Source organism: Methylotenera sp., from assembly GCF_029945705.1.
Lineage (GTDB): Bacteria > Pseudomonadota > Gammaproteobacteria > Burkholderiales > Methylophilaceae > Methylotenera.
In genome coordinates this window covers 35,585-57,938 of sequence record NZ_JAQSDC010000043.1, presented here as the reverse complement: position 1 = coordinate 57,938, position 22,354 = coordinate 35,585, and the positions used below count along the sequence as shown (strand labels likewise).

The window sequence follows — 22,354 nt, the reverse complement described above, 5'->3', positions numbered from 1 at the left end:
CCCAAGAATGTTTAGCTTAAGTATGCTTAGTTCTAGTAATACGCATCGCAAACTCATCCATCAGTTTCTGATCTTTTTTCTGCTCTACTTTAAGCACGCGCTTTTCAGATCTATCGGAGAGCACTTCATAAGAAAGTTTTTTACGCTGACTTTCTTGCCACAATAGCTTTTGCACCTTAACCTGCTGATTCGCCATTTCAACAACTTCTTGCTGTACGGCAATTGCCTGATCGAGCTTACCAAAAAAATTCTGGAAATTTTGATAAGCTTCCGCCCCCATACCTGCCTCTAAAATTTTATTCAGATTTCTTACATAATCCAGCCGATACTCATTCAACATCTCTCGTTTAGCTTGCGCTTCATTAGCCAATTTCATCGCTTTAGCCAACGCTATAGCTGCCTCATCTACCTCTTTAGAAGCGATGCCCTGTAACATACCTAATACATTGCTTGATTGCGTTGCCATACTTTCTCAATCTTATGTTTACAATTAAATAACCAAACCATCTAACACATGCGCAAGATGGCCAATACTCTCTTCAACACCTGATCGTTCAGAAATACCTTGCTGTAAAAATGCATCAATCTTTTCGTGTCTAGCAATTGCCTGATCTAACACGGCATCACTCCCTGCTTCATAAGCACCTACATTAATTAAATCTACACTGCGCATATAACGTGAGTTAAGTTGCTTTAATTTACGTGCGAGCTTTTGATGTTCTGGGCTAGTTATATTGTGCATTGCGCGGCTGATAGACTGTTCTACATCAATCGCTGGATAGTGTCCGCTTTCAGCCAAGTTGCGGCTTAATACAATATGACCATCCAAAATCGCACGTGCTGCATCAGCGATTGGGTCTTGTTGATCATCCCCTTCTGTCAGCACCGTATAGAAAGCTGTAATTGAACCTTCGCCACGCTTACCATTGCCTGTACGCTCTACCAATGCAGGTAATTTAGCGAATACTGATGGCGGATAACCTTTTGTCGCTGGTGGCTCGCCAATAGCTAATGCAATTTCACGTTGCGCCATGGCGTAACGGGTTAATGAATCCATAATCAACAGTACGTTTTTACCTTGATCGCGAAAATTCTCAGCGATGGTAGTCGCATAATTTGCACCCTGAAGGCGCATTAAAGCTGGCGCATCTGCTGGCGCCGCTACAACTACCGAGCGCGCTAAACCAACTGGGCCTAATATTTGTTCAATAAACTCCTGAACTTCACGTCCCCGTTCGCCGATTAAACCAACCACAATCACGTCAGCCGTGGTGTAACGCGCCATCATGCCTAGCAGCACACTTTTACCGACTCCAGAACCAGCAAATAAACCCATACGTTGACCACGACCAACTGTGAGCATGCTGTTAATGGCTCGCACACCTACGTCAAGAATTTCTTCAATGGGCGCACGCATCAGCGGGTTCATTGGACGTGCATTGAGTGGTGAACTTTGTGCTGCGGTAATCTTGCCAAGATCATCTAAAGGATTTCCAGCACCATCAACCACACGGCCTAGTAGCTCATTACCGACAGGTAGATGGCGTGCGCGGTCTGTCACGCGTCTACGTGGCGGATTACCGTGGTGAGGTTTAGGTAAAGCGTCAGCAACTTCTAAAGCAAATACTTTTGCACCAGGCATCACGCCATCCACACTGCTTTGTGGCATTAACAACATACGCTCACCATCAAAGCCAACGACTTCAGCCTCTACACGTCGACCTTCAGCAAGTGGTACATAACATGCGCTACCAATTGGCAGCTTAATTCCAGCGGCCTCCATGACTAAGCCTGTTAACTTTGTAATACGCCCTGCAATTTCTAATGGCTCGACAATGCGCAAAATTTCTTTGCAATCACGAATATGATCATGCCAGCGTTGACGGTGGATATTTTGCATATCCACTTTTGGCTGAACTGGTTCAGGAACAGTTTCTCGAAGTTGCTCCAAGTCAGAAAGTTGCTCCAAGTCAGTCATGCCAAATTGCTGCTTAGAAGCTAGCTGATCTAAAGACTGAGTGCTAAGCTCTGGGGAATTCATGGTAGCAACCAGTCACTTTTTTGCGATAAAGCATCGCTAATACGTTTCCAACGCACTTCATTACTTGCATCAATTTGATTAGCGCCAGTTTCAACAATGCAACCACCACGCTCGATATTAATGTCTTCTTGAATCTGCCAATGCTGGCTTGCGATTTCTTCAGCCAGATATTCCCGTAACATTTGCGCATCATCATGATGGACTAATATTCTTGCTGGCTTTTGCACATAAGGCAGATAATGAATCGCATCCATCACCACAGGCAACACCACTGTAGTGTCAATATTCAGCTTCACTTTCAACATCGCTTTAGCAATTTCTAAAGCTAGCGAGAGAGCATCGTCTGCAATTTGTTCATCCGATTTTTCAAGCGCATCACTGAAAGAGCTCATGAGCGCTAAAAAGTTATTTTTTTCTTCTTGGGCATACTCTCGTGCTTTTGCCATGCCTACAGCGAAACCTTCTTGCATGCCTTTTGTATAGGCCTCTTTGCGCGCGACCTCAAAGATTTGTGCAATTTTTTCTGAAGCAACCGTCTCTTCTTTTTTCTTAGGCTTGCTAGCACTAATGCTCGAGCTGCCTTCAGAAAAAGAAGACATCTCCCAGCGCTCATAAGCTGTTTGCTGCTCTTTAGGAATATTCATAGAGCCCCTATGCATGATAAGTACTCATAGAAAAATGAGCTTTAGCGTAGTTAAAAATAGAGCTTTTAAACATATTGATCATCTCCACCTTTGCCTGCGAGTTGAATCTGACCTTCATCAGACAACCTGCGTACAATTTGTAAGATTTGTTTTTGTTGCGCCTCAACTTCTGAAAGTTTGACAGGGCCTTTAGATTCCAAATCTTCTTTCATCATTTCTGCAGCACGAGAAGACATATTTTTAAATATTTTCTCGCGCATTTCTTCTGTGGTTCCTTTTAGTGCAATGATGAGTGTTTCAGACTGCACTTCTCTCAGCATGACTTGAATGCCTTTATCATCAATATCGATAATGTTATCGAACACAAACATCTCATCCATAATTTTTTGTGCCATGTCATCATCGTAGTTTTTAAGGCCTTCCATAATGATGGCTTCATTGTCCCCACTCATGAAGTTCATAATTTCAGCGGCCACTTTAATACCACCCATCGTCTGCTTTTTAAGATTCTCATTACCAGTCAGCAATTTAGTCATCACATCATTTAACTCTCGTAAGGCAATCGGCTTTACGCCATCAAGCGTTGCAATACGCAACATCACGTCTTGACGCAAACGTTCTGCAAAGTAACCAATAATGTCAGAGGCTTGATCTGCATCGAGATGCACAAGAATGGTGGCAATAATTTGAGGGTGTTCATTCTTAATAAACTCTGCCACGGTAGGTGCATCCATCCACTTCAGGCTTTCAATACCACTAGCATCACGGGATTGCAAAATACGGTTTAACAGCCCTGAGGCTTTATCTTCACCTAAAGCTTTATTTAACACAGATCGAATATATTCATCTGAATCTAAACCAAAGTCACTGCTTTGCTCCACCTCAGTCATAAATGCTGAAACAGTGTTTTCCACTTGCTCACGACCAACAGACTTTAATGTTGACATGGCTGTACCTAGCTTCTGTACCTCTTTAGGACTAAGAAACTTCATCACTTCTGCAGCTTCATCTTCCCCTAGCGCAAGCATTAAAATTGCACTTCTCATTACGCCCGCATCACTCATTTTCGCTACTCATTTCCACTTGTCCAATTAGCTACAACACTTGCGACCATTCTTGGGTTATCTTTGGCAAGCTGCTTAGCAGCCGCTAAGTTGCTACTACTGCTTGCAACAGAAGCAATTTGCGCTTGACCACCTTCTGCACCACTTAAATTGACTACAGCATCTTCCTCACTAGGTGCAGCTAATAATTTTGGCGCGGGCGTTGTTAACTTTCGCAACATTGGGCTTAATGCACGTTTATAAATCAGCAGCAATACCATAATACCTACGATAAAGCGAAGCGCATCTTTACCGTACTCAATGGTTTCAGGATTTTTCCACATAGGCACTTCAGGAATAATTTCTTCAGGCTCACCAGCAAATGAACTATTCACAACGGTTAACGCATCACCACGCTCTTTATTAAAACCCATCGCCTGCATTGCTAAATCATTGATTTGTGTTTTCTCAGCAGCGGTGAGTGGTCTGTAAGTCACTTTGCCTTTTTTATCAACCACAGGCATATTGTTAACGACGACAGCCACATTTAAACGCTTAATACCACCCATCCCTTGTTGTGAGTAACGAACAGTTTTATCTACCTCAAAGTTAGTGGTGGTGTTCTTTTGATTATTCACAGGAGCAGCTTCCGCAGTTGCACCCGCTGCAGCACCCGCTGGCGTGGTAATTGGCGCTGTAGCGTTGGCAGGCGGCTGATTAGACAAAGCGCCAGGTACGCCAGTAGCAGCGCCGCCATTACTAGTTAACGACTCATTGCTTTGCAAGCTGCGTATTGCTGCATCATCAGGCTTTTGATTAGGTTTGTAGGTTTCTGCCGCTTGCTCAAGGCTAGAGAAATCAATCTCTGCACTCGCTTCAGCACGTACATTTTTAGCGCCTACGATCGGTGAAATAATGGATTCAACCCGTTTAGTGATGCTCTGTTGAATATCGTCAATATATTTTAGTTGCGTTGGGTCTAAGTTATTGGCGCCCATCTTTTTAGAGGTATCTGACAGCAGATTACCATTTTGATCGACCACTGTTACATTCGCAGCTGGTAAATTCGGTACGCTACTGGCAACCAAATGTACCACTGCACCCACTTGCTGTGCATCTAAGCTACGACCAGCGCGCAAATTCAGCAATACTGAGGCCGTAGGTTGCTGTTGATCTCTCACAAACACTGAGGCTTTAGGGATGGCTAAATGAATTCGAGCCACTTCAACTGCGCCTATTGATTGAATGCTACGTTCAAGCTCACCTTCTAAAGCGCGCTGAAAATTAACTTGTTCTACAAATTGTGAAACGCCAAATTTTTGATTTTCTAAAATTTCAAAACCAATGTTGCCACCTTTAGGCAAACCATCAGCCGCTAACTTTAAACGTGCTTGATGCACTTGTGAGGCTGGAACAAGAATCGCGGTACCGCTATCAGAGAACTTGTAAGGTACGTTCATTTTTTCTAGTGCAGCAACAATGGCTCCACCGTCTTTATCCGTATAGTTAGAAAACAACACGCGATAATCAGGCTGCTGACTCCACAGCCAAAATACCACCATCACTGCGACGACTGCAGCGGCTGCAACTACCAAAATTAACTTATTGCCTAACTGTGAGTTCAAACCAGTTCCACCTTCATTCACGCCTTGATTAATAAGCGCAGCGTTATTCTCTGCCACCATCGTATTTCCCTAATGTTCTGTTTTTCAAATACTTAACTTATTGCGCTTTTCCGTGTTGAGTCTTTAACCTCTAAACACTAAGCATTTACAGAAGAACTACGTCTATAAGCTATTGGATACCATTATGCCAATGACTATTATTTTCAAATTTAGGAATAGAGCAATTTTCCTAGACCTATTTGCACGCTCGCTATTACGACAGAGTGTTAAATTAATAACTGTCAGAAATGGTGATGAATTAACTATCTAAATTTAAGTAAGAAGATTGTTAATTAGAGATACGAATTTAAGTTGAAGGAGGCAAATCATGAAAACAGGTGGAATTGATGCAAGCAGAATAGAATCTATGCTTGCGCAGTTAAAAGCGGCTGCACAGCGTCCGCAAGCCGATGCTGCATCAGGATTAGCTTCTGCGGCAGGGCTCTCTGGAATGCAAGGCGCTAGCCCAAGCACATCAAAAGTTAACTTTTCTGATGCGCTGAAAGCCTCACTCAACCAAGTGAATAAAGTACAGGTTGAAGCAGAGCAATTAGGTAAGAGCTTCGCGATGGGCGATGATAGTGTCAGTCTTTCTGACGTAATGATTGCTGGGCAAAAGGCCAACATTTCATTTCAAGCAACCGTGCAGGTGCGCAATAAGCTAGTGTCTGCTTACCACGATATTATGAATATGCAGGTTTAACTATTTCTCGCTTACATGTGATTTAGAATACAGCTAGTTAAACTGCTAGTAATTAGAAAACTGGCACCTCTTCATCTGCTTGACCTTGCTCTAACTTGTATAACCAAGCCAAAATCTCGGCAATTGCCTGATACAAAGCTGGCGGTATATGATCATCAAGATCAACCTGCATTAACAGCGCAACCAAATCTTTAGACTCATGTACAAACACATCATGCTCTTTGGCTCTGGCAATAATCTGCTCAGCGATAGCGCCACGACCTTTAGCGACCACTTTGGGGGCATACGAGCCTGCAGCATAAGCTAAAGCAATGGCTTGCTGGTTAGGATTCACTACACCTTTAAGGTTGAACTCTGAACTATTATGCTCAATCGTGTTAGGTTGATGTGTGTTGAACTGATGGTTATTCATGTCGCACCAACGTCAAAGCATCTAATTGCTGGCCGTTCTTACTGATAGACTCAGCCAAACCTAATCGATTCGCTGTTAGCATTGCTAAAGTTTCAGGCTGATCCGCCAAAATATTGACCCGCATGCGTCCATCGGTCAGGCTAATTCGCGCAGAAACCTTACCTAAATGCGGCAAATGCAAGGTCATCTCGCTAGTAATAGGTCGATCTTGATCGGCTTGCGATTCAATGGATGACTGTTTTCCATCTGCACTGTTCTGCTGATGATAAACATCCCAATCCATTTTCTGCCCAGGCCAAACTTCACCCTGCCAGCTCATGCGTTGATTTTCTAGAATCGCCAACTGTTGTGTCATTAAATTGGCAATAGGTGAATTGGCTTGGTTTTGCGGCTCTTGCTTTATAGCAGCAAGCGACTGATTACTTTGTGCCAGATCACTCAAGTGTGATTCATAAAACAATCCGCTAGTACTCAAGGCGTTTTTCAAATCATGCGCCATCACTTGTGGATTACTTGGGCTATGAGTCACGACCGCAGTCGCCTGAAAGCGGCTCGTGACGCCATCGCTTTCGGCTTGTTTTAGATAATGACCAATGAGATTAGCTGCAGAGCTTATTTCTGTCGTACTGCCAGCCGCATTAGTAGGCGCAGAGGCGAGTAAAAATGTAGGCACAGGATTGTCGTGCATATAACGCAAGGTGAGTATCTGCCCTGCTTTAGCTGACGTCCCTAAATCCATTTTAAGGAGAGTACCTTTAAGGCTACCACTTTCAACTTTTACGTTGTAAGCCGTGTCGCCTACCTTCGAAAGCACTTGTGCAAAGTACTCTTGCCCCTTCACAAACTGCGTAGCTCTATCAGCAAGCTCCTGCCGAATACTGCCAATACTATCTACGGCTAGTATTGGTAAAATTCTAGCGACAGGAGCTATGCTTGCGATGTCAGCTTGTTTGAGCATCTTGATAATGAGGCGGACTACTGGTGGTAGGCGCGCGTCAGTTTATTCTCCATTTGTAAACTATTCATCAGTGAGTTCAACCTCGCCATCCAAGGTGAAACAATGTTGCGTATCTCACGGTCATCCGCCAGTATGCTTTTGATACTCGCCAACTTACGTTCGCGCACATCACTAGGGAGCGGCAATACACTTTCAGTCAGCTTTAATGTGGCTACCTGCTGGGCGCATTTAGCTTCCAGTTCAGCCAATGTATCCCAATCTTGTTGTTTAGCTGCCAACAACATTTGTTTAGTTAACTCAGCAACAGTTTCATAAATCAAAATTGTGTCTTGATGTTCCATTTATGGTCGTTCCGTTAATTATATTGACGTTATTTAGGCTTTTGCGTAATTAGCAATATTACGATTAACCGTCATCGCGACTTGGCTAGAAGTTGCCATTGGCATCTCTGTAGTTGGCGTTTTTAACTGATCAATGGCTTCCCACGCACCTTTTAAATCAGTCAACAATTTAATGACTTCATGTATTAACTCTGGCTTGTTTTGAATATTCGCCGTCATTAATCGCTTACTCATATATGCGTAAAGTGCATCTAAGCTTACAGCAATCTCACCACCAGCTTTTTTATCTAAACTAAGTCTTAAACCAGACTCTATGATAGAAATCGCTTTTGAAATCATAGCGCCCTTGTTAGATATATCTTTATTTTGCATATGTATAATTGCACTGTGACTGGCAGTGATGGCACCATCGTAAAGCATAATAATTAATTTGTTTGGGCTAGCAGCAAGCACGCCTGTTTCCAAGCCAATTTTGGCATATACATTTACTCCATGTTGATTTGATCCAAACATCATCGTGTCCTTTACTTATACTTAGTTATTAGTAATTACTTATTCGCATTGTATGCAGCAACTTGTTGAGTAATAAATGAGCTAGTCGTACTCATACTAGACATCAATGTGTCTAGCTTAGTAAATTGCGTACGATAACGAGCTTCAATGGCTGTTAGTCTTAATGTAAGTGAATCAGCCTGTTTATCAAGGCGAGAAATGGAGCTATTAATTCCATCTGTTCTAGAGGCTAGGATACCTGTAGTATCTAACAGATTAGTAATTACACTATCTAACTGTGCCGCGTAGCCAATACTAAAATTAACAGTGCCACGTGAGCCTGTGGTACCACCATTAATTTTCATAATTAGTCCCTCACTTGCATCACCTGTTGCGCCCACTAAACTTCCACCAATAGCTGTTGCTGCAACCCCATTAATCGTACCTTCTAGAGGAGATAGACTGCTCACATTAACAGCATAAGTCCCTGCTTTTGTTTTAATGGAACTTGAGGAATAACTAATCTGCGGATCAGTTGCTTTTGCTGATGTTGCAAACAAACTAGCAATATCACTGAAATTAGAAGCGACTGCTGAGTCAAGCTTGGTTGAATTTAAAGCCAATTGACCAGTTGCCTGAAATGACACGCCAATTTGGCTAAGTGAGGAAAATGCACCATTAGAAGTTATCGCATTGGTCATCACAGACTTAAGCTTAGTAATCACCGACCGAGTCGTAGCATCGCCCAACAGAGCACCAGATTTTTTTCCTGTAGGATCATAATTTGTTAGACTACGTAGCGATGTATCTAACTTATTATAAGCATCAACAAACGCCGTTACCGAGGCCTTTACTGCATCTTTATTACTTGCCACACTTAAATTAACATTATCTGCACTGGTAGCTAGTAAATTCAGTGTTACACCACTAATCGCATCCGTAATAGTATTGCTAGACTTAACAACATCAATACCATCTATATTTAACATTGCATTCTTTGCAGCCTGCATTTGCGACATATTTTGACCACTACCAACTGCAGCGGTTGGGTCATATGCCAACTGTGATAAACCTAAATTATCGGTATTGTTACCATCACTATCTGTAGTGGTGATTTTTAAGGTATTCACTTCACCCGTATCTTTTGAGGTGATGACTAGGTGATTGATATTGCCATCATTCACGATAGTTGCACTAACACTTGAGTTTGAAGCATTAATTGCATCACGCACGCCCGTAAGCGTGTTATTAGAACTATCAATAGTAATGCTTACATCGGTTTTAGCCGTATTAGGCGTAAATGAATTTGGCGTAATCGGCGCAACTGCAGTGGCTGGATTATAGGTACCAAATGAAATGGTCAAGTTACCTGTGCCGACGGTATCGGCTACATTTGCAGTACCTGCAAAAGTTAACTTCTGTGATTTAGCTAATTGATTTACTGTGATAACACTGTCACCTAACGAAGCAGTACCATTAGCTGTTGCAGTAAACACCGTAGCATTGCTTGAGCTAACCGTTTGCGCATTAAATTTAGAAGCACTAGAAAGCGCACTAACTGCTGTCTGGAATGTTGAAAGACTACTTTTCAAAGTGCCATAGGCCGAAATTTGCGACTGATAATCTGTCTTTTGTTGAGTGACCGCCGTCAGTGGTTTTTGTTCGATAGCCATTAAACTGGTTACGATACTATTTACATCAAGTCCGGAACCTATTCCTGGAGATGAAATGCTCATTTTGTATATCCTTTTTTAACAACAGCCTCTTTAAACTACGTTGACTTTACTAAAAAGTCTAATCACTAAAAGAGGCCTAATTAACTGCTATTTAAGTATATAACGACATCATTTCTCAAAAACTTTAATCAAATCTACTTTAATACCCTAAATCTAAATACAAATGCAGGAACAACGAGAAATCACGAAATAACTTAACAAATCGTGACACCTTGTCGCCCCTGCAAATTCAAACAGACTAATCATCAAGCCATTAAAATTACAGCGATTAAGCCGTTTGCCTGCTCATTAAACCCTGCAACTTATCTAGCGTTTTAGACATTGCCAACACCTCTTCATTTGGAATCTGCCTTAACACTTGTTTAGAAGCTGTATCCACCACTTTTACCACCATACGGTCTGACTGTGCATCTAGTGAAAATTGAACGGTTTGTAACGCAGGCGCTACTAAATCATTCAATTTCTTAACTGCAGTTTCTAAGTCTGCCTTATCAACAACAGGTTGAGCAACGCTTTTGGTATTTTCAGCAGCCACAACGGGTTTAAGCCCTGATGGGCTTGTTGTTTTATCAATGGCAATTTGGCCGCTGGCACTAGGCACAGCGGCCAGTCTTCTAACTGAACCATAACTATCTATCGATGAATTAAACATAACTTTCTCCTTTGCGAAACCCCACAAGCTGATCAGGCCTGTGGGTGTTAAGGGGTTTATACTATTGAGCTAAACTTAGCCTCTTAATAAAGCTAACACGCCGTTTGGTGATGAGTTGGCTTGAGCTAACATGGCTGTGCCAGCTTGTTGCAAGATATTAGCGCGACTTAAGTTTGCTGTTTCTGCGGCGAAGTCTGTATCCATGATGCGTGATTTAGCAGCAGATTGGTTTTCAGTAGAAACTTGTAAGTTGCTAACAACTGATTCAAAACGGTTTTGAATGGCACCTAATGTAGCTCGGTTGGTATTTGCTGTAGCTAGCGCGGCATCAATCGCCGTAACTGCAGTAGATGCTGATGCTGTGCTTGAAACAGCCCCAGCAACCGTAGCACCAGCAACAGACGCTGTAGTAATAGTGTCACCAGCATCAGCACCAACTTGGAATGATTGTGATGCACCAAATACTGCTGAACCATTAAATTTAGTTGCAGAAGTGATACGAGTTAGCTCAGCAGACAATTGTTGATACTCTGCATCTAAGTTAGCTTGGTCAGTACTAGTATTAGTACCGTTTAGAGATTGAACTGCTAATTCACGCATACGTTGTAATGCGTCAGTTTGTTTTGCTAAGCCGCCTTCAGCTGTTTGTGCAAAAGAGATTGCATCATTTGAGTTACGAATTGCAACTTGTTGACCACGAATTTGTGAGTCCATTTTAGTTGCAATAGCCAAACCAGCAGCATCATCTTTAGAGCTGTTAATGCGCATACCTGATGACAAGCGTTGCATTGCTGTAGCTAATGAGCCTTGTGAAGCACTTAAGTTACGTTGTGTGTTTAATGAGTTAAGGTTTGTGTTAATTATTGAAGCCATGATAATTCTCCTAAAGTTTAAGTTAAGTTCTATTACACTCTGTCTTGCCTTTAGCGTTACAACTTGTTTAACTTAGAACCTTGTTATCAAATTGTGCTGCTGTTGTAACTATTATCGGTAGGCTTTTCAGAAAGTTTAGGGTTGTTTCTAAATTTTCTTTTTCGTCTTGCCGATTAAGCAATCCTGATGTAAAGAGTATCGGTGTGAGTTTTTAAAACTTTAGGGGTTTCTATCAGAATAACCATCGTTGGCGAATAAACACTGCAACTCAACAAGCCTTAAGTGCTTGCTAGAGAACATATTTAAAGATTATGTGTGAAGTAAAATTGATGGGATTTAACTAGTTAATATTTGACATAGTTATTAAAATTTAATAACTATGGAGGTAAAATAAGATTAAAATTATTCTAGACTACAAAGAAAATACAAAAAATATTTACTTTCTTATTCTGAAATACTGATTTCAATTGCTTCTGCTGGCAATTTCAGACACCATCTTTTCCACATTTGTTGAAATGCCAGTTCCAAACCATTTGCAATGACATCTGGTCTTGCTAATAGTGACTGCCTAAAACGATCTCTTAATGATTGTCGCAATAGATCTAGTTGGTTTATATTGTTGACACAGGATTGGCCTCTCACAACATAACTAGCCTCATCCTTCGCTACAAAATCACCTAAACTTAAATGCTTCATTACACCTTGAGCGCCACGACTAGTTAAACTATCTCCCTCCAAACATAAGGTTGGCAGACCCATCCAAGCCGCATGACAGGTTGTAGTCACTCCATTAGAGGGAAAGGTATCCAAGCATATATCCACCTCGTAATGCAGTCTCAAATAAGTAGCCATATCACTTCTTGGCTGAAAAATTAGTCTGCTTCCTGTGATTCCTTCTTGAGAAAACCAATTAACAAGAATTTCATAGCTACCATCCAAAGACATCGCGCCCAACAATAGCTTACTCTTTGGTATAGCTTTGAGTAGAGAACACCACAGTTTCACTACATTTCGAGTTATTTTACTAGGTCGACTAAAGCAACCAAAGGTAATATATCCATTTGTAAGTGCAGGCAGGCGATTTACCTCTGGTGCAAGCGCATGAGGCATAAAAGGTGCATTTGCTGGTAATTGCACTAATTTTTCAGTGAACTGACTATCGTATTTACCTGATGGCAATAAATAACCATCTGCAAAATAATAGTCCATAGCTGCCAAACCAGTAGTGGCAAGGTATCCGAGCCAGCTAACTTGAATAGGCGCAGGCTTTAATGCGAAAGTTAAAAGTCTATTGCCCGAGGTGTGCCCATCTAAATCTACCAGAATATCAACCTCATCATCAATAATCCGTTTTGCAAACGCTTCATCACTAAGTGCATCCACTTTATTCCAAAATCTAAACTCTGCTCGTAAGCGCGCAGTTACCTGGTCTTCAATAACACTTGCTGAATAGGCGTACAAAGATAGCTTTAAAGATGAAGCCAAATATTTCAAAATTGGCTCGAAAAAATAAACCAGTGAATGATCTCGGAAATCAGCAGAAACAAAACCTATTTTGAGACAACGCTGACCATCAGGCACATTGCGGTGTTTAGGCCACTTAGCCTTTAATGGCAATTCATACTGCTCTGCAAATAAAAGGTGCTCTTTAAATAAAGCGTTAACTTCAATATTTTCAGAATGAGAAAGACAAAACAACAAATTACTATAACAACTTGCATATCGTGGATTTATCTGAAGTGCTTGCCTGTAATATCGAATCCCCTCTTCAACATTCCCCATATCCTTACACACTATGCCTAAGTTATTGTAAGCAGCAGCATAATCTGGTTTCAAAATGACAGCTTGCTCGAAAGCGCTTAATGCACCTTTCAAATCACCTTCTTTTTTTAATATTAAACCGTAATAGCAATGTTCTTTGGCATCATTAGGATTGAGTTCTAAAGCCCGCTTTGCTGGAATTCTCGCATCTTTTTGCTGCACCAATAGCGTATCACTAAGAATTTTCCATCCGACCAGCCAGTCTGGATAGTCTTGCATCAATGTCAATAACTTATGCTCAACTTCCTCATAACGAGCCTCAGAAAACAAGCTGATTAATTCATCTTCTACATATGATGCAGGCATATTTATGTGCACAGAACTAGTTTTATCATCATGTCGACAGCGCGCCATTAACGACACTACTTCGTGACCATTTAATCCCGCTTTAAGACCATAAGATAATACAATATCAGCGTCTTCATAAAGTTTTGCTTGAATTAGCGCATCTATATAACTAATCCAATATTGCCGTTGCTCTGGGTCAGCCTCTAGGGCTGTTTTGAAGTAGATCAAACTACGTTCAATGCGTTGATCTTTAAGTGTTATCAAGCCCAGATTAAAGTTAGCATTTGGCTGATTGGGATATTTAGTTAAGACTTCAAGATAAAGTTTCTCAGCCTCATTGATTAGACTTGCCTCAAATAACAATTTAGCCTGTAGAAGATGAGTATCAACTTTCATTTTATTTCGAGAAGCCATGCTTTACAGATTTATTTAGATTAATGAACTCTTTGCTTACCAAATAGTATTTCTAGACAGTAGGTAAATTTAACTCTTTAGCAATCATCAGCGCCTTTTCTTTAGTTAAACCATATTTCTGACCTAGCTCTAATGCTTCCGAAATAGAATCAGTAAGTCCAGACTGGGCCAATACATCGATATAACATACCCAGTATTGCTCGTTTTCTGGATTAATATCCAAAGCGGCCTCAAACCACGGTATTGAGGATGCTGCTCCCGACTGACTATACGCTATTACGCCTAAGTGAAAGTTAGCCTCAGCATGTCTAGGTTCTAATTCAAGAATTTCAAGGTAAAGTTGCTTCGCTTGATCTAATCGTCCTTCTTGTTGGTTCTCTAGTGCAATAAGCAATACATCTGTAATTGCTAAATGCAGATCACTTTGAACTCGATCATGATTAGCGATATTATTAGCACTCTCGGGAAAGTGATTTCTGGCCAGACCGAGAGCCTGTTGCTCTTCTAAACAAGCAACGCTAGCTAGTGCCCATAAATCGAAGTAATTAGGTCTGCATAGCCCCACAGTCTTTAAAAAACCAGCATCTTCTAAAGTCGCCAACAAGACATTAAGCGTAAAACCGCAACGATGTGACATATAAAGATTACCTTGACTCATTGGCGGCCTGTGCCCATACAGTATATCGATTGGGGCTATCGGCCCTGCTGGTGAAATATAAGCTGGCTCAGTTAGTTTACCTTCCGCGACTAATGCACATACAGACTGTAAATCTGGGCAAGTGATAACAACAAAACCATCACTACGTAACACTCGTTTAAACTCGGCCAGAGCAATTGGAACCTCGTGAGGATAGAGATGCTCAATATTATGTGATGAGAAAATTGCGTCAACACTTTCTGAAGCAACTGCAGACATATCAGTCATGGTACCAACTACATCTGGATTGACGCCAGGGTTGATATCTAATCGCAACTCATCCCATTCTTCTATACTAAAACCTAGGGGTCGAACTTGTTGCTTAGAATGTGAATCAAAATAACGAGGGCCACAACCAACATGTAAAAAAGTTTTCATTAGATTTACCATTCAATTAATTATATATACTTTATTTCACAAAATTAATGCAATTGAACTGTATATATGACAGACAGCAATTTTTCCTGTCTGTTTTCAACACTTAATAATTCAATGTAAATTAAAAAAATCAAGTATTGAATAAATTACTCTCGTAACTTCACGATCACTCAACTCAAAGAACATAGGAATTCTTAAAATACAGTCTGAGTAATGATCACTATTTCTTAACTCCCGACCATCATGTCTATCTGCATAAAAGTCACTTTTATGTAGTGACAAGTAATGAAAAACAGAATGTATTCCAAGAGTCTTCATATAGTCAATTAAACCAGTTCTAGTCTCAATGCTATCGCATATAAGATAAAACATATGTGCATTATTGGTCGCGAAATCAGGTATGGTCGGCAACATAAAACGTCCAGATTTTTCTGCAACATATATAAGTGAGTCATAGTAAGTTTTCCATATTGCTTTACGCCTAGCCTGAATTGCATCAATATTTTCCAGCTGCGCGAATAAATATGCTGCAATAATGTCTGATGGTAAAAAGGATGAGCCTATATCAACCCAACCATATTTATCGACTTCTCCACGAAAGAAAGAAGATCGATTAGTACCTTTTTCGCGAATTATTTCCGCACGTTTTATTAAACTTAAATCGTTAATGGTAAGCAGCCCACCTTCACCAGATATAATATTTTTAGTTTCATGAAACGAAAAGGCACCTAGACAACCTATTGATCCCAGAGGCTTATCTTTATAATATGAATCAATTGCCTGTGCCGCATCCTCTATGACAGGTATGCCGGCAGATTCAGCTATCGCCATGATATGGCCCATATTGCATGCTACTCCAGCATAATGCACCACTACAATTGCTTTTGTTCTTGGCGTAATTAAAGCCTCAATTTGCAAAGGATCTATATTGGGGCTGTTGTCGCAGCTATCAGCAAATACCAACTTAGCTCCTCTTAAAGTGAAAGCATTTGCCGTAGAGACAAAAGTAAATGATGGCAAAATAACTTCATCTCCCTCACTAATACTCAACAATATTGCAGCCATTTCAAGTGCGTCAGTACAGGATGTAGTTAAAAGTGTTTTTTTAAAATTATATTTACTTTCAAAGAACTCATGACATCTATTAGTAAACATACCATCACCCGATATTTTTCCTGATGCTACAGATTGTGCAATATAAACGAGCTCACGACCATGTAAATAGGGCTTATTAAATGGAATCTTATTTTCTATCATCTTGTTCAATCAAACCATTTGTGAAATGTATAAAAGCTACTTTCAAGCTCAAAACCAAGCCTAATCCAATTTTTTTGGACTGCTATATTTGTTATTTGAGTTGAAGTAATCATACGAGAGTACCCATTTGTTATAGCCCAGTTTTGACTTGCCTTCATCAAATGTAAATGTAAACCTTGGTGCCGATGAACTGGAGATACTCCATAAAGCACACCCTCAATTTCATTTTTATGTTTAACTTTAATCGTTGCAAATGCTGCAATTTCATCATCTTTTTCTATCAACAGAACTGCATCTGCAACGTCCTGCTCTTTGCATGAGTTAGCTGCCCATGATGAGTAGACTTGATTACAATCTGTTTTCTTCAAGTTATCGTCAGCATGGTAATGTCCTTTGTAATCCTTAAATGTTTCATATGCAATATCTTCCAACCTATTTGCATCTTCAAATTTCGCTAATCTAACAATGTAGCCATCAATCAACTGATCGGAGTACCAGTCAGCTTTACTCTTTGCGTAATATACTAATGTATCAACAATAAAGGCACCTTCAGCTTCCAATTGTGTTGTTATATCAAGCTGACTAGTTGGTACTCGAACAATAAGTAACTTAATCTGATCACGCTTTGATTTTTTCATTAACTCGAGCACACTATCGCCACCTTTTAATGAAGCTTTTGCAGTCATTATGCCAAATCTTTGTCGGTCAATATTTGAGATTCCGTAATTCATTTATCAAACTCTAATCATGTGTTTTAGCAGCTAAATCAAAATAATTACGTGCCACATCAAGTTCATTGAGTTCCACGCACGCTTCACCCATCATGCTGTAATAGGCCAACCTGATTGAATCTAGAAACTTATGATCAGGTAGTTTCATTAAATAACTTTCTCCCTGCTTTAGTACTCCTAATGCATGTGCAAATAACCTAACATTCATTAATGTACTTCCAAGCCTGAAGTAAGCTTCTACGCATGTTGGATCATCAATAATTACCTGTTTGTAATTCATGACGGCTTCCTTAATCTGGCCTTTTTGGAGGTGATCTTTTGCGAGTTCTATTCCATATAATGGAGTAATTTCTATATCATCAGTTGAATCCAGTTGAAAATGTGAAATTAACCTATTAAAAGTCATATTAATCATTTGATCATCAAAACGTTGGTTATACTCGTAAATCTCACCAACAGCCTCCATATCTTTAGTCACTTGAGTAAATGTATCTTGATCAAAATCCCAAGCTTTTAATACTTCGTCATACCCTTCATACCAAGCAACCGACTTACTCAGTCCAAATTGCGAACAAGTCATCACTGGACAACCACATAACATTGCTTCAATTACCGCCATTGTCCTTTCATATACAATTAAGCCTTTTGCTTTTTGATAGAGTTCAGCTAACTGCACTGGAGACTTTGGATCCTCCATTGATATCACTTGATATGGCTTGCACCAAGAAGGTATCTGATCTAAGTCTGGTTGTACTCTATGTGAATACACTAAAAAGCCAGAGCGATCCGCGTTTTGTTTGTTAGATAAGGGCTTAAATATGTTTCTATCAATAGTTTGAATGCGAAGAGAATCTGATTTAATCCATGGAATAGCAACTGCATCTGCATAATGAAGTAATAACTCATCTTTGTGAAAGCTACCAAACCATGAGGTTTTAGCAAAGAAATTAGGAGTATTTAATAAGTAACGTACAACATTTGGTACTAAAAGAGGATTCCCCATTTGGGTTTCTGGATAGAAAGCAATCTGAAGCCGCCCTTGTTGTTTATGGATTTCTATCAGTTTTTTTGTTACTGTTGGAGTAACAAATGTTGGGTTAACCTCGACTGCTGTAATATATGCCTCATATCCCATAGCATTTAAACGGTCACATAACAAATGTAAGGCCTTAATACCAGAAGAGGTTGTTGTGTAATTTGGAGACCAGATATAAAAAACTGACTTTCCTGTTTTTAGCTCTGGTTTTATCTTAAATAAGGATTTATCTCTTGGTTGGAACTCTAATTGCAATGCGTCCAGAGCCGACACCCTTAACTCTTCTTGCCGTTGAGCTTGCCGATCAAACTCTTTAACAAATTCAGCTGCGATGTATTGTGATGTTTTAGGTCGCAGACCAAACTTTTGTCCTAGCTCTAAGGCATCTGTTGCAGTTTCAATCGCACCAGTCTGCATCAACGCATCTATATAGCTCACCCAAAATTGCTCACTTTCTGGTTGAGACTGCACCGCAAGCTCTAAACGAGGTAGAGCTAACACAGCTCCCTTCGAAGAAGCTTCTATTATTCCTAAATTGTGATTGGCGGCCGCATGCTGAGGTTGTATGTTGAGAATTTCTTGATAAAGTTGCTCTGCCTGTTGTGTATTTCCAGCACTCTGATGATCTACAGCCATTTGAAAAACATCATTTATTGCATTTTGTAAAGTTTGACCATGGGAATCACTACTAACTACTTCAGAGGTATTTATCACTTCTGAGGGCATTTCCCATTTGTTAAGGTAGTCCTTATATTTTTCTCGCCAATACGCATTTCCAATCGACACTGCTTTCTGTTGTGTAAGGTTAATCTGCCATGTACCAAGCCTCAGGCCAGCGGCCCTTACACTACGGCAGAAATCCATATCATAAAAGTCATTAGTAAACTGATTATCAAATCTAAGCGCATTTAGCTTTAGTGTGGATTTTTTAGTAGCAAGAAAAACGCCATCAAGCAATTCACATTCCGCTGGAACATCGCCAAAAAATTCAACCTCCCCAAATGCGTTTTCGCCATGTGCAATACGTCCGCTTAAATTGGCGCTATCATCCCAAATAAATCGTTCATCTAACAATGCCCAAGAAGGTTGGTTAGGTACTCGACGGCGATTACCTGCAACGCCTATCACATCATATTGGGTTAAACCCTCTAAAATCTTATCCGCAAAATTAGCATCATCAATCCAAACATTATCGTGAATAAAGATAAGGACGGCATCCTCTTTGGCTTGATCGATAGATGCATTGAATACTTCGGACAAACCACATGAACTCTCAAAAGTAATACTTATTGTAAATCTTGAATCTTGTTTACGATGTCTAGGCAAAGATAGACCTAAAGGAGACTTAGTCCAAAACTCACTTTCCGTATATTTTGTGCTACTTACAATGACCAAATCAGTATTCAAAAGATTAGTAAAATTCACATCAGCATCACCACTTGAAGTTAAATCAGTTTCATCTTGCTTAGAATTTTGTTTTACGCAGATAGGAAATTTCTCATTCCACATTTCCAACAATAATATTTCCATATTTTTTGCAAAAAGTGGTGCATCAAATAATGGGGAAGCGAGCACTTGTTCTCTAAGCTGCATTCTCAGCTTGCTCAGTTTAGTAATATCGGAAACAAAAGACAACGCTTTACTCACATAGTCTGTTTTATTGTCTGCGACCCACTCATTTAACCCAGCTGAAGCCATTAGACTCGCACCCTGTCTTGCAATGAGTGTATCTCCAGCAAGCGTTAAGGTAGGAACACCCATCCACAACGCTTCACAAGTAGTAGTTCCTCCAGGGTATGGAAAGGTATCAAGTATCATGTCAACCTCCGCATGTGCTTTAAAATATGCATCACGTGAGACTGATTCCAGTAAAATCAAACGATCAGAGTTAATCCCATAGTTGGCAAAACGAACTTTTAAATCTTTAACCACCGCTGAATCTGCAAAAGATTTGCATTGCCAGCGTAATTTAGAGTTTGGCACCGCTTGCATCACGCCTGCCCATAAAGCGAGCACATCGCCACTGGCTTTGACGAGTGTTTGAAAACTCGCAAATGTAATATAGCCGTTAGTAAGTGCAGGCAATGGAGAAATATCAATTAATGAACTAGGAGGTGTAAAGCAAAGTCTAGTATTTGCTACATACTTAATTTTTTCAACAAAATGCTTTTTACTCTCTTCTGGAACACCTACTTCATCGGCAATAAAGTAATCTAAAGAAGTTATTCCTGTGGTTGCAAAATATCCCAACCAACTTACTTGTATCGGTGCAGGTCTATAAGAAAATACAGGCAGCCTGTTCTCTGCTGTATGTCCTGACAAGTCTATCAAAATATGAATTGCGTTACTATGAATGAGCTCTGCAGCTGCTACATCATTCAAGCCAACTAGCGACCTCCAACCGGAGAAGTGAGGTTTTAGTCTTGTGGTTACTTCATCTTCACGACTGTCTGTCGTATATGCAATTAATTCGAACCGAGAAGAGTCGATATATTTAGCCCAGTTTTCTAAAAAATAAGCCACTGGATGCTGACGTAAGTCACCTGATACTAGACCTATTCTCAATCGCCTTACATCAGATACTTGAAGCCATGACGTGAATACAAAGTTAACTTTTTCATCAACAGTTTTACCGTATTGGCGAGCTTGCTGCAGACGATATTCGGCAGTATGCCCACCAGAATAGTTCAAAGTGAATAATAAATTGCTTCTAGCCTTAGTTGAGTTTTGATCAAATCTTAGAGCCTCTAAGAAGGCAAACTCAGCCTCCTGAGCAAAGCCCTGTCCTAAATAGTTAGTACCAAGATTAATGTATGCATTAACATAGGTGGGGTTAATTTCTATCGCTTTCTTTAGATAGACTTCAGCCTTCTTAATTTGTCCTTGCGCGACAAGTGGCAAGCTAAGATTGCTGTAGATTAGTGCTTCGTTAGGATTTAATTCAACCGCTTTTTCAAAAGCAGCCTCTGCCTCTTTAAAACGAGCCAAACTATGTAGCGTTAGTCCTAAATTATTATGTGCTTTCCAAAAGTTAGGCGCAATTTTAATTGCATTTTGATAACATATTTCCGCCTCAAAGAATCGTCCTTGGTCTGCAAGGGCTAGTCCTAGATCATTTTGAGCATCCTCCAATAAAGAGTTTATGCTCAAGGCTTTTGCAAAACAATCTGCTGATTCAGCACTGTTGCCTATGCTCTTTAATAATGATGCTAACTTAATATATATATCTACATTTTCTGGTGTAATTGATAGTACAGCTCTGTAACAACTTTCAGCTTCTGCTAATCTCCCCAATTCTTTTAAAACCCCACCCAAATTACTTTGAGCTTCAACATCGTTGGCGCTCAGATTAATAGCTTTTCTAAAGCACTCTTCAGCTTCCGTTAGTTGTCCAATTGCCTGAAAGCAAGCTCCTAAACCAACATGTGCCACAGAAAAGTCTTCATCAATGCTTAAAGCTTGTTTAAAATAAGAAATTGAGTCATTTAAATTTTCTTGCTCATAAAATACCTGAGCAAGATTACATGCAGCTTGTATATTACTAGGCTCAATGCGTAAGGCATTTTTATAACTCACCGAAGCCTGCTCTAAATGATTCTGACTTTTAAATACATTACCTAGGTTGTAATGAGCTTTAGCGAAGTCGGGGGATAACTTAATCGCATTTTTATAATATTTAAGCGCGTCATCAAACTGTTGCTGATCGTAAAAAAAATTACCTAAGTTATACTGAGCCTCACTATCTTTAGGTAGTAACGAGGCTGCATTATGAAGCGCGCTTGATGCCTCTTTAAACATACCCTTCTTCTGAAGCACCGCGCCTAAAACCTTCCAACCGAAACCACTTTTTGGATATCGTTGAGTTAAATTAACTGCAGACTGCTCACTCTCAACTAATTGCCCATTGTTAAACATTACAGCCAAGGCATTTAACTCAGAGGTTGTCGGGGTCTCATTGGCTCTAGCCTTTATAGGTTCGTTCTCTAAGCGACTATTAGATTGAGCACCAGCTTTATTATTGGTGTTTTGATTTGATTTAATATCGCCTTCAGAGGTAATCATTACGCGCCTTTTAATCATGCATAATGCAACAGTGAATTTTTAACTCACTTTGCAATTAGTAAGGTTATGCAGAACTTAAATTTAAGAAAATATGATTTAAAATTTGCAATG

At 40.1% G+C, this 22,354-nt stretch carries 18 protein-coding genes; 1 reads left to right on the top strand and 17 read right to left on the bottom strand.

All coding sequences use genetic code 11. The features are described 5' to 3' along the window. Nucleotides 1-16: 16 nt before the first annotated feature. From fliJ to fliF, 5 genes are all read right to left on the bottom strand, one after another. Nucleotides 17-466 carry a flagellar export protein FliJ gene (gene fliJ, locus PSU78_RS09230; protein WP_300387289.1) on the bottom strand — a complete coding sequence of 150 codons (450 nt, stop codon included), beginning with the start codon at nt 464-466 and terminating at the stop codon, nt 17-19. A 24-nt stretch (nt 467-490) separates the two neighbouring features. Beyond that, nucleotides 491-1,900: a flagellar protein export ATPase FliI gene (gene fliI, locus PSU78_RS09225; RefSeq protein ID WP_300387385.1), complete on the bottom strand. Its 1,410-nt coding sequence runs from the start codon at nt 1,898-1,900 to the stop codon at nt 491-493. 137 nt (nt 1,901-2,037) lie between these two features. After that, nucleotides 2,038-2,685: a FliH/SctL family protein gene (locus tag PSU78_RS09220; RefSeq protein ID WP_300387287.1), complete on the bottom strand. Its 648-nt coding sequence runs from the start codon at nt 2,683-2,685 to the stop codon at nt 2,038-2,040. Nucleotides 2,686-2,750: 65 nt separating this feature from the next. After that, complete coding sequence (gene fliG, locus PSU78_RS09215) at nt 2,751-3,749, bottom strand: flagellar motor switch protein FliG (RefSeq protein WP_300387285.1); 999 nt, start codon at nt 3,747-3,749, stop codon at nt 2,751-2,753. 5 nt (nt 3,750-3,754) lie between these two features. Beyond that, nucleotides 3,755-5,413 carry a flagellar basal-body MS-ring/collar protein FliF gene (gene fliF, locus PSU78_RS09210; protein ID WP_300387283.1) on the bottom strand — a complete coding sequence of 553 codons (1,659 nt, stop codon included), beginning with the start codon at nt 5,411-5,413 and terminating at the stop codon, nt 3,755-3,757. Between the two features lie 307 nt (nt 5,414-5,720). Between fliF and fliE the strand changes: the two genes are divergently transcribed. Next, complete coding sequence (fliE, locus tag PSU78_RS09205) at nt 5,721-6,095, top strand: flagellar hook-basal body complex protein FliE (RefSeq protein WP_300387281.1); 375 nt, start codon at nt 5,721-5,723, stop codon at nt 6,093-6,095. A gap of 52 nt (nt 6,096-6,147) precedes the next feature. Here the strand turns inward: fliE and PSU78_RS09200 are convergent, their stop codons facing one another. From PSU78_RS09200 to PSU78_RS09145, 12 genes are all read right to left on the bottom strand, one after another. Continuing rightward, complete coding sequence (locus tag PSU78_RS09200) at nt 6,148-6,507, bottom strand: EscU/YscU/HrcU family type III secretion system export apparatus switch protein (RefSeq protein WP_300387279.1); 360 nt, start codon at nt 6,505-6,507, stop codon at nt 6,148-6,150. Next, nucleotides 6,500-7,465, bottom strand: coding sequence for a flagellar hook-length control protein FliK (locus tag PSU78_RS09195; RefSeq protein WP_300387277.1), 966 nt, complete (start codon nt 7,463-7,465; stop codon nt 6,500-6,502). Before PSU78_RS09195 ends, PSU78_RS09200 begins: the two co-directional genes overlap by 8 nt. Nucleotides 7,466-7,482: 17 nt before the next feature. Beyond that, entirely contained in the window at nt 7,483-7,806 is a 324-nt protein-coding gene (locus PSU78_RS09190; protein ID WP_300387275.1) for a flagellar protein FliT, read from the bottom strand. Between the two features lie 33 nt (nt 7,807-7,839). Further along, nucleotides 7,840-8,319: a flagellar export chaperone FliS gene (gene fliS / locus PSU78_RS09185; protein ID WP_300387384.1), complete on the bottom strand. Its 480-nt coding sequence runs from the start codon at nt 8,317-8,319 to the stop codon at nt 7,840-7,842. A 35-nt stretch (nt 8,320-8,354) separates the two neighbouring features. Continuing rightward, entirely contained in the window at nt 8,355-10,034 is a 1,680-nt protein-coding gene (fliD, locus tag PSU78_RS09180) for a flagellar filament capping protein FliD (protein WP_300387273.1), read from the bottom strand. 268 nt (nt 10,035-10,302) lie between these two features. After that, complete coding sequence (locus tag PSU78_RS09175; protein ID WP_300387271.1) at nt 10,303-10,686, bottom strand: flagellar protein FlaG; 384 nt, start codon at nt 10,684-10,686, stop codon at nt 10,303-10,305. A 75-nt stretch (nt 10,687-10,761) separates the two neighbouring features. Further along, a complete protein-coding gene (locus tag PSU78_RS09170; protein ID WP_300387269.1) occupies nt 10,762-11,559 on the bottom strand; it encodes a flagellin in 798 nt (265 codons plus the stop codon). A gap of 444 nt (nt 11,560-12,003) precedes the next feature. After that, nucleotides 12,004-14,064 (bottom strand): tetratricopeptide repeat protein, encoded by a 2,061-nt coding sequence (locus tag PSU78_RS09165; RefSeq protein WP_300387267.1) that lies wholly within the window; start codon nt 14,062-14,064, stop codon nt 12,004-12,006. A gap of 70 nt (nt 14,065-14,134) precedes the next feature. Then, nucleotides 14,135-15,157 (bottom strand): tetratricopeptide repeat protein, encoded by a 1,023-nt coding sequence (locus tag PSU78_RS09160; RefSeq protein ID WP_300387265.1) that lies wholly within the window; start codon nt 15,155-15,157, stop codon nt 14,135-14,137. Between the two features lie 111 nt (nt 15,158-15,268). Continuing rightward, the gene (rffA, locus tag PSU78_RS09155; RefSeq protein ID WP_300387264.1) at nt 15,269-16,414 is read right to left on the bottom strand and encodes a dTDP-4-amino-4,6-dideoxygalactose transaminase; all 1,146 of its coding nucleotides are present in this window, start codon (nt 16,412-16,414) and stop codon (nt 15,269-15,271) included. Between the two features lie 5 nt (nt 16,415-16,419). Continuing rightward, nucleotides 16,420-17,100 carry a GNAT family N-acetyltransferase gene (locus PSU78_RS09150; RefSeq protein ID WP_300387262.1) on the bottom strand — a complete coding sequence of 227 codons (681 nt, stop codon included), beginning with the start codon at nt 17,098-17,100 and terminating at the stop codon, nt 16,420-16,422. Nucleotides 17,101-17,155: 55 nt separating this feature from the next. Continuing rightward, entirely contained in the window at nt 17,156-22,243 is a 5,088-nt protein-coding gene (locus PSU78_RS09145; RefSeq protein ID WP_300387260.1) for a tetratricopeptide repeat protein, read from the bottom strand. Nucleotides 22,244-22,354: the final 111 nt, after the last annotated feature.

Excerpts from the sequence above, each read along its gene's own strand:
- fliJ (WP_300387289.1), bottom strand. The coding sequence starts at position 466 with ATGGCAACGCAATCAAGCAATGTATTAGGTATGTTACAGGGCATCGCT.
- fliI (WP_300387385.1), bottom strand. The coding sequence starts at position 1,900 with ATGCAAAATATCCACCGTCAACGCTGGCATGATCATATTCGTGATTGC.
- PSU78_RS09220 (WP_300387287.1), bottom strand. The coding sequence starts at position 2,685 with ATGAATATTCCTAAAGAGCAGCAAACAGCTTATGAGCGCTGGGAGATG.
- fliG (WP_300387285.1), bottom strand. The coding sequence starts at position 3,749 with ATGAGTGATGCGGGCGTAATGAGAAGTGCAATTTTAATGCTTGCGCTA.
- fliF (WP_300387283.1), bottom strand. The coding sequence starts at position 5,413 with ATGGTGGCAGAGAATAACGCTGCGCTTATTAATCAAGGCGTGAATGAA.
- fliE (WP_300387281.1), top strand. The coding sequence starts at position 5,721 with ATGAAAACAGGTGGAATTGATGCAAGCAGAATAGAATCTATGCTTGCG.
- PSU78_RS09200 (WP_300387279.1), bottom strand. The coding sequence starts at position 6,507 with ATGAATAACCATCAGTTCAACACACATCAACCTAACACGATTGAGCAT.
- PSU78_RS09195 (WP_300387277.1), bottom strand. The coding sequence starts at position 7,465 with ATGCTCAAACAAGCTGACATCGCAAGCATAGCTCCTGTCGCTAGAATT.
- PSU78_RS09190 (WP_300387275.1), bottom strand. The coding sequence starts at position 7,806 with ATGGAACATCAAGACACAATTTTGATTTATGAAACTGTTGCTGAGTTA.
- fliS (WP_300387384.1), bottom strand. The coding sequence starts at position 8,319 with ATGTTTGGATCAAATCAACATGGAGTAAATGTATATGCCAAAATTGGC.
- fliD (WP_300387273.1), bottom strand. The coding sequence starts at position 10,034 with ATGAGCATTTCATCTCCAGGAATAGGTTCCGGACTTGATGTAAATAGT.
- PSU78_RS09175 (WP_300387271.1), bottom strand. The coding sequence starts at position 10,686 with ATGTTTAATTCATCGATAGATAGTTATGGTTCAGTTAGAAGACTGGCC.
- PSU78_RS09170 (WP_300387269.1), bottom strand. The coding sequence starts at position 11,559 with ATGGCTTCAATAATTAACACAAACCTTAACTCATTAAACACACAACGT.
- PSU78_RS09165 (WP_300387267.1), bottom strand. The coding sequence starts at position 14,064 with ATGAAAGTTGATACTCATCTTCTACAGGCTAAATTGTTATTTGAGGCA.
- PSU78_RS09160 (WP_300387265.1), bottom strand. The coding sequence starts at position 15,157 with ATGAAAACTTTTTTACATGTTGGTTGTGGCCCTCGTTATTTTGATTCA.
- rffA (WP_300387264.1), bottom strand. The coding sequence starts at position 16,414 with ATGATAGAAAATAAGATTCCATTTAATAAGCCCTATTTACATGGTCGT.
- PSU78_RS09150 (WP_300387262.1), bottom strand. The coding sequence starts at position 17,100 with ATGACTGCAAAAGCTTCATTAAAAGGTGGCGATAGTGTGCTCGAGTTA.
- PSU78_RS09145 (WP_300387260.1), bottom strand. The coding sequence starts at position 22,243 with ATGATTACCTCTGAAGGCGATATTAAATCAAATCAAAACACCAATAAT.